The organism is Sulfuricurvum sp., from assembly GCF_049277495.1.
Lineage (GTDB): Bacteria > Campylobacterota > Campylobacteria > Campylobacterales > Sulfurimonadaceae > Sulfuricurvum.
Window position 1 is genome coordinate 21,473 of sequence record NZ_JBASYM010000037.1, and the last position, 7,678, is coordinate 29,150.

A 7,678-nucleotide genomic window follows, 5' to 3' on the forward strand; every position below is an offset into this window, starting at 1 on the left:
AAAAGGGTGTGTACGCATGGAAACCAAACGATTGATCATTTTTGGCGGTATTATTGCCGCAATCGTTATCGGGATGAGTTTTTTTTCACCCAAACCTCAGACGACACAAGAATCGATAGAATCTCCGGTCGTTTCGGTGAGCACTTTTTCTTTATATGAAATTGCCCACGCGGTTGCGGGGGAGTCATTGACAATCCATCCGATCATTCCATTGGGAACGGATGCCCATATGTTCTCCCCAAACCCGAAACAGGTGGCTGAGATTACCGGATCGGCATTATTCATTTATAACGGCGCGGGATTTGAGACATGGGCGGAAAATTTGAAACAGACCCTTCCGGAAACGACGCACGTTATTGATATGAGTCAGAACGTTACGTTGATCAAAAGCGAAGGACCTGGAGAGCATGATCAGGAGGAAGGTCATGACCACGGCGGTATGTTTGACCCGCATTACTGGCTTGACATTGATAACATGATTGCAATGACACAGACGGTCGACCGTGAGTTTTCGAAACTCTTTCCTGCAGATGCAGAGCTGTTTCATGGGAATGCCGCTACCTACATCGGAAAACTTCAAAAACTAAAATCCGAATATAAAACAGGATTGGCAGAGTGTAAAAGCCGTACCTTAGTCACGAATCACGATGCGTTCGGATATCTTGCAAAAACGAATAATCTGGAGAATGTATCGGTCATCGGCCTCTCCTCGGATGAACAGCCGAGCGCGAAAAATATTGCCGACATCATTAGTCTGGTAAAAGAACACGGGGTAAAAACCATTTTCTTCGAAGAGTTTATCAATGACAACGTCTCCCAAACGATTGCGCGGGAGACGGGAGCAAAGGCGCAAAGCCTCCAACCGCTGGAAAATATTAGCGAAGATGAGTTAAAATCACATCAAACGTATCTCACGATTATGGGTGAGAACTTGAATAAACTGCGTGAAGCGATGGAGTGCCGTTGAAATTTTCCCCGAGTCTTTTCGATGTGAACAGTCTCAACTTTGAACGACAGGGCAATCTTGTCCTCAAAGGGGCGACATTTCGTATTTTACCGGGGGAATATTGTGCCATTATCGGACCGAACGGCGGAGGGAAAACGACCCTGATCCGTCTTTTGTTGGGGCTTGAAAAACCGACATCGGGTGAGATTAAACTTTTCGGCACTTCCCAAAACCGTTTTAAAGATTGGAATCGTATCGGATACGTCCCTCAGCGCTCCGCCCTCGTAGACAGTACGTTTCCGGCAACGGTACGCGAAGTAGTGGGAATGGGGCGATATGCCAGACGGGGAATTTTAGGGTTTGAATCTGCCGAAGACAAAGCAGCAATCGCAGAGGCGATGGAACTGATGGGGGTCAGCGACCTTTCGGATCGTCTGATCGGCAATCTCTCCGGCGGTCAGCGTCAGAGGGTGATGATCGCCCGTGCTTTGGCCTCCAAACCCGATGTCCTGATCGTTGATGAGCCTAATACCGGAGTCGATGTCGAATCGCAGCACCGCTTTTACGAACTTTTACGAACCCTTAACCGAACCAAAAAGATGTCGATCCTCTTTATCACTCACGACATCGGGGTGATCGCCGAGGATATTACCCGTGTTTTGTTTGTCAATCAAACCTTGCTTGTCTCTCAAAACCCGGCGGAAATGAACCGATGTGACGAGATGAGCCGGCTTTACGGTGTACCTGCCCATGTCGTTTGTCATAACCATTGAAGGAGGTAAAAAATGTTAGAAATGCTTGATTACCCCTTTATGCAGCGTGCCTTTGTCGCGGGACTGATGATTGCCGTTTTGGCATCACTGAGCGGATCGTTTATTGTTCTGCGCCGCTACTCTTTGCTCAGTGAAACCTTGGCGCATGTCTCTTTGGTCGGGGTCTCCGTGGGACTTTTATTCGGAATGAGTCCGTTGTGGATGGCGGTTTTGGCCTCCTTGGTCGCATCGTGGATGATTGAGTATCTGCGAAGTGTTCACGGGATGTATTCGGATTCGGTACTGGCGATTTTCTTATCCGGTTCATTGGCTTTGGCCATCGTAATTGTTTCTCTGGCAGGATCGTTTAATGCCTCACTGTTTAGTTATCTGTTCGGCTCGATCCTTTCGGTAAGCGTAGAAGATTTGTGGGTGATGGGGATTTTCGGATCACTGGCGATGGCTTTGCTCTTGGTATTTTTCAAAGAACTCTATTTTATCGCCTTTGATGAGGATGTCGCCCGTGCGGGAGGAATCCGCGTCACGATGTTGAACTTTATGCTTGTCAGTGTCATTGCTATCATTATCGCCCTCTCCATCCGGGTAGTCGGAACATTGCTGATCGGGGCATTGATGGTGATTCCCGCCGTCGCCGCGATCCGATTCGGGATGGGTTTTTATCCTACCACGCTGTTATCGATAGGATTAGCCCTTGTCTCTGTACTTATCGGGCTAAGCGCTTCGTATTTCTTCTCTCTCCCCAGCGGTGCGGCGATCGTATTGTGTCTCCTTGTCATATTTGTTATTGCATTGGTCGTGAATCGCCGATGAGCAGTGCCTGCCATGAGTTCTCACGCTACGCCGCCGAATACGGCAGCCGCAATGTCATTCAGCGCCATGTCGCCGAAAAGCTGATTGCCTCTACATCCGATAAAGCGAAGCGAATTTTGGATTTGGGATGCGGAAGCGGCACCCTCTACTCTCTGATCGATTGGGACGTCGAACGGTTTGTCGGCGTCGATTTCTCCGCATCGATGCTGGAGCATCACCCCACATCGCCGAATGTCGAACTGATCTTGGGCGATTTTAACGATCCCTCATTGTTTGAGAAACTGAGCTGTGAGCACTTTGATCGCATCTACTCCGCTTCGGCGCTGCAGTGGGCGGGCGATCTGAAAGGCGTTTTAAAATCTCTCGCATCGCTCAATACCCCGATGTCGCTGGCGATCTTCACCGCAGGAACTTTTAAAACCCTTCACGAATGTGCGGGAGTCACACCCCTGTTGCGCTCAAGCGACGAGGTGATCGCAATTGCCGAGAAATATCTGGACGCACGGTTCGAAGTGCTGCACACGACGCTGGAGTTCGATTCGGTCAGAGAGATGTTTCGTTACATTAAGCGCAGCGGAGTGAGCGGTGGACGCAGAGTCCTCGATTTTGCACAGACAAAACGGCTGATGGAAACCTATCCGCTGAACTATCTCGAATTTGAGATAGTGTTTATTACGACGTAAAAGATTAAAACATCATTTCGCTAAAAAGCGGTCTCTCTTCTACCTTTTCATTCATGCATCGTTCTCGTAACTGCTCCAACCTCTCATAAATATCTCCCTCTTTAGTGGGGCAGAGGGATAGCATATCTTCTAATAGACATCCGAACGCCCGCACTTCGATCTTCTCAAACTCTTTTTCGTGCGCTTCGTAAAAGCTCGCCGCACCGAAATCTCCCAGATAGCAGTGGTCTTCCTCATTAATGAGGATGTTGTGGGCGTAGAGATCGCCGTGCATCAACCCCCGTTCATGCAGATGTTCCGCCGCGGAAGCGATCGCTTTGGCTATTTCGAGGATGCTTTCTATCTCAAGAGTGCTCCCCTCTTTGAACGTATCGCGCGTACAGGTCTCAAAATCGGGCGGAAGTCCGAGATTGCGGTAGATATCGGGGATATACTCCAGCAGCAGCCCCAGCCGCTCATCCTCTTCTATCTTCGCTAACACCTTGATGAGGTTCGGATGCTCCCCCGCGCTCATGCAGGCGTTCATCTCATCATGGGCATACCCGTCGCTGGTGATGGCCCCTTTGAAAAGTTTGAGCGCCACCTCTTCATCGTGAGTGGCAGAGTAGGCTCTGAAGATATCTCCCGAAGCGCCGGAGCCCAATTTCTCTTTGACCTCCAGCGTCTCATACGCGATTGCTTGGAGGGGGAATTTTTGCTCTTTAATGCACGGATTTCCCGAAAAGGCGAGCCATGAGAGTTTAGGAAGCTTTAGGAGCCATGAGGGGATCGATTCTAGACGGTTGGCAGAGAAGCGGAGAAGTTCTAGGTTTCGGCAAGCTGCCATTTCTTCGGGAAGAGCCTCGAGGCGGTTGCCGGCAAGAGCGCACTTTTGAAGTTTGGTGAGTTTGCCGATCGAGCGGGGAAGGGATTTTAGGCGGTTATCGGTCAAAATCAGCCAGTTGATTCCAAGCGGGAGAATATCCTCGTCGAACGTTTCTATTTGATTTCCTTTAAATCCTAACATCGTGAGATTTTCACAACCTCGGAAGGAGGGGAGTGCAACGAAGCGGTTATAGAAAAAAAAGGCGATTCGAAGATTGGTAAGTCTGCTCAAATCAGGAAGTTCGCAGAGGGAATTATTGCTTAAATCCAAAATTTCCAGCGTCTCGGCAAGATCGAATATTTCTTCTGGAAAAGAGGTGAGATCTTCAGAAAGGACAAGCCGTTTAGCCCCTTTGAGTTCCCCTGCGTGAAGTTGTGCTAAGGTTTGCATAAAGCCCTTTATGACAGTTAATATCGAAATCTTACCAAACCAAAGCTTTCAGTGCTTTGGATAATTGGCAGGAGATGGAGCAGAATATAAATTTGAACTATTATTTAGCAGGAAATGTTAACTCAAAAGAGATGTGTATTTTTGAGTTAAAGCGTTATACTATCTATGAAAAGAATTCAAGAAAAGGAGATCATCATGCACGGAATTGAAAAATATGATAATTTAAAAGATGTTATGCCAAATTTACTGCCGGTACTTCGAGATGCGATTCAGACAGAGTTTTTGGAAATCAAAAAGATTAATAAAGAGTGTGAAAAATACATTGCCACATGCGAAAATTTTCCGGAACTGAGAAAGGCCGGATACGTCATTTTCTCACATCATATAAAAAAGAATGAGCACAAACACGAAATATTTGCATTTATTGATGAAGAGGGAAATACGGTAAAGCATCTTACCGGGCGTGAAATGGAATTGTACGGATTATTGGACTCGTGTTCGAATCTGCATCTCTCCGAAGAGTATATTGAACAGCAAAAACATTGTCACAACGGTGATTGCCGTCACTGATTCGGTAAATTTTCTTCCTTGGCAAGTGTCTTCAAAACACCGTTAGCCGCAAATACTCCGCTGGCAAATGAAGCGGTCAGCAAATAACCGCCGGTCGGTGCATCCCAATCGAGCATTTCCCCCGCACAAAAGACATTCGGCAGAGCACGGAGCATAAGATCTTCAGTGAGTGCTTCGCGTATAACTCCCCCCGCGGTACTGATCGCTTCATCAATGGGCTGCATAGCAGAGAGTTTTAGCGGATATCTTTTAACATATGCGGCAACCGTAGAGGGGTCGTTCCAGCTGTTTTTAGGTACGGCTTCGCGTATAAGGGCTGCTTTAACGCTTTCCAATCCTGCTTTTCGCCATGTATTGTCGATAGATTGTTTTCCCGATGGGATGAGCTGTAACGCTAATGCGGTTTCATTAATATAGGGCAAAAGGTCCAGATAGAGTGTCGCTGAGCCATGGGCGATGATTTCTTCCCGCAAGCTTCGAGAGAGCGCATAGACTAGCCCTCCCTCAATCCCATAGGTTGTTAAAACGGCTTCGGAGGAGCTGGCATCAAGTTTAACGGCACCATTCTCAACCCAACCCGAGATATTTTTTAGCGGTGTCCCTAAATGCGAATGCATAAAGGGAGACCATACAGACTTGAAACCGCAATTAGACGGTAATAGAGGATTGATTTTGACCTCTTTGGATGTTAAAATATCTACCCAAGTCCCATCCGAACCCAGACTGGCCCAGCTTCCGCCGCCCAAAGCCAGAATCGTGGCATCGGCTGCCACATTTTTTTCTCCCTCAAGAGTTGCGAAGCGTAAACTGCTATCCTCGTTAAATCCTTGCCAGTAATGACGGCAATGGACCCGGACTCCCCGCTTTTTCAATCCTGAGAGCCACCGGCGCAACAGCGGCGCAGCTTTCATTTCGGTCGGGAACACTCTCCCTGATGTCCCGATGAACGAGCTTACCCCCAAACTTTCCATCCATGCCCGAATTGCATTGGCATCAAATCCGCTGATCATAGGATGGAGCCAATCACTCTGATCATAGCGACGGAGGAAATCTGCCATCGGTTCACTGTGGGTAATGTTTAAGCCTCCCTTGCCTGCCATGAGAAACTTTCTACCTACCGAGGGTTTTGATTCGTAAACATCGACACTCATCCCTGCCGCAGATAAAATATCCGCAGCCATTAATCCTGCAGGACCTGCTCCGATAATGGCAATTCGCTGTGGTTTCAACGGCTCTATTGACCGAGGCCTAGCAGGTTCTCTTTTTCTAATGTATAGAGTTCGTATCGGATATGTTTGAACTGTTCGCTCAAATCAGGGTCTACTATCTTATAAAGTTCTTCTAAAACCCGAGAAGATTCTTCCCCTCTTTTATAGTTTGCTATTACTATAGAACGCAAATCGGTTCGATTCATTTCGCTTTTCATGGTAGGGCGCAGGACATCATTCACGCTGTCACGCGATGAGAGGAGTGCTTCGAGAGGTTCGATACGGCATTGATGGCGGAGAGATTTGAGTTTTGTTGCGAGTTCCTTGTCATCGTGAACATAGCGCGCTATATCCTCAATCACACGGATACCCTCTTTGAGGCGGTTGAGATTGGCATCGATCACCCGGAGGAGTTCCGGGGGAAAGAGATTACTCATCATTGTTTCCGAAGATTCCGAAGAGCTGGAGCAACGTAATGAAGAGGTTAAAGAAATCGAGGTACAAAGCGATAGCACCGTCCATCGGCGTTTCGTAAGCACCGCGGATAACATTTTGGGTATCGATCAATACCATTACACTGATAACAAGCAAGAAGATTGCTTGGATTGCGACATAAAGGATCGGACTTTTCAATAAAAAGACATTGATCAGTGAGACCGCCAATATAATAAAGAAAGCAATCATAATCGGTTTAGTCCACGTTGTGAAATCTTTACTGCTTTTAATAGCAAAGAAACTCAACCCGCCAAAGAGTGCCGCCGTCATAAAAAATGCATTTCCGACAATCGTTGCCCCGCCGGCCATTCCGAGGATATGGCTGAGAAGCGGAGTAATGATAACACCGCTCGCGAAAGTAAAGGTAAACAATCCGATCATATTGATACCCGGTTTGTTTTTGATCATTTGCAGACCGAACATTCCAAATAACATCCAAGGGATAGCAATCCACCAGTAATTAGCGGCAACGATACCGGCAAACGGCATACCAACATAAGCACCTACTCCGCCTGCCAGCATTGATGCGGCAAACAATTTATAGGTATCTTTAACAAACGAAACGATCTGCGCTTCACTCTTGTGTGCGCTCTCGTAACCAAAAGCACCTTCGCGTGCATATTCGCGATCATATAAAGCCATAGCTTTTTCCTTATAAGGGTTTTTACGAAAGTGATTATACAGTAGTTCGATTAACCGTTGATTTGAAAATGAGGGTAGCAATGAGAGTTCAGAGAGGTAAAATGAGTAGAAAAGTTACGTTTTTAGGGGTGCAAAATAAAAAATAAAATCTTTTTGCAATATTTTGCATATTCTTTCGAAAACCTCTTGACATCTAAGTCTAAATCCCCTATAATTCCCGTCCACAAACGATGAGACGCTTCGAAAAGAAGGGTTAAGTTTGAGTTTGAGATCATTGAAAACTAAGTAGGTCAAAC

9 protein-coding genes are annotated in these 7,678 nt (G+C 46.9%); 5 read left to right on the plus strand and 4 right to left on the minus strand.

The features are described 5' to 3' along the window. The first annotated feature begins 16 nt into the window (after positions 1–16). The 4 genes from WAO38_RS07265 to WAO38_RS07280 are packed head-to-tail and all read left to right on the plus strand — an operon-like array spanning position 17 to position 3,212. Positions 17–967, plus strand: a complete 951-nt coding sequence (locus tag WAO38_RS07265) for a metal ABC transporter solute-binding protein, Zn/Mn family (RefSeq protein WP_422235752.1) — start codon at positions 17–19, stop codon at positions 965–967. After that, positions 958–1,719, plus strand: coding sequence for a metal ABC transporter ATP-binding protein (locus tag WAO38_RS07270; protein ID WP_422235754.1), 762 nt, complete (start codon positions 958–960; stop codon positions 1,717–1,719). The genes WAO38_RS07265 and WAO38_RS07270 overlap by 10 nt, the downstream gene beginning before the upstream one ends. A gap of 12 nt (positions 1,720–1,731) precedes the next feature. Continuing rightward, entirely contained in the window at positions 1,732–2,529 is a 798-nt protein-coding gene (locus WAO38_RS07275) for a metal ABC transporter permease (RefSeq protein ID WP_422235755.1), read from the plus strand. Further along, positions 2,526–3,212 (plus strand): methyltransferase domain-containing protein, encoded by a 687-nt coding sequence (locus WAO38_RS07280; protein WP_422235757.1) that lies wholly within the window; start codon positions 2,526–2,528, stop codon positions 3,210–3,212. The genes WAO38_RS07275 and WAO38_RS07280 overlap by 4 nt, the downstream gene beginning before the upstream one ends. Before the next feature lie 4 nt (positions 3,213–3,216). Here the strand turns inward: WAO38_RS07280 and WAO38_RS07285 are convergent, their stop codons facing one another. Beyond that, complete coding sequence (locus tag WAO38_RS07285; RefSeq protein ID WP_422235759.1) at positions 3,217–4,467, minus strand: leucine-rich repeat-containing protein kinase family protein; 1,251 nt, start codon at positions 4,465–4,467, stop codon at positions 3,217–3,219. 195 nt (positions 4,468–4,662) lie between these two features. Between WAO38_RS07285 and WAO38_RS07290 the strand changes: the two genes are divergently transcribed. Continuing rightward, positions 4,663–5,037, plus strand: coding sequence for a hypothetical protein (locus WAO38_RS07290; protein ID WP_422235761.1), 375 nt, complete (start codon positions 4,663–4,665; stop codon positions 5,035–5,037). On the opposite strand, the gene WAO38_RS07295 is transcribed toward WAO38_RS07290, so the two are convergent. The 3 genes from WAO38_RS07295 to WAO38_RS07305 are packed head-to-tail and all read right to left on the minus strand — an operon-like array spanning position 5,031 to position 7,382. After that, the gene (locus tag WAO38_RS07295) at positions 5,031–6,266 is read right to left on the minus strand and encodes a TIGR03862 family flavoprotein (RefSeq protein ID WP_422235763.1); all 1,236 of its coding nucleotides are present in this window, start codon (positions 6,264–6,266) and stop codon (positions 5,031–5,033) included. The two genes, WAO38_RS07290 and WAO38_RS07295, sit on opposite strands and share 7 nt — an antisense overlap. 5 nt (positions 6,267–6,271) lie before the next feature. Continuing rightward, positions 6,272–6,682 carry a thiamine-phosphate pyrophosphorylase gene (locus tag WAO38_RS07300; protein ID WP_422235764.1) on the minus strand — a complete coding sequence of 137 codons (411 nt, stop codon included), beginning with the start codon at positions 6,680–6,682 and terminating at the stop codon, positions 6,272–6,274. Beyond that, positions 6,675–7,382 carry a Bax inhibitor-1/YccA family protein gene (locus tag WAO38_RS07305; RefSeq protein WP_422235766.1) on the minus strand — a complete coding sequence of 236 codons (708 nt, stop codon included), beginning with the start codon at positions 7,380–7,382 and terminating at the stop codon, positions 6,675–6,677. Before WAO38_RS07305 ends, WAO38_RS07300 begins: the two co-directional genes overlap by 8 nt. Between the last annotated feature and the right edge of the window lie 296 nt (positions 7,383–7,678).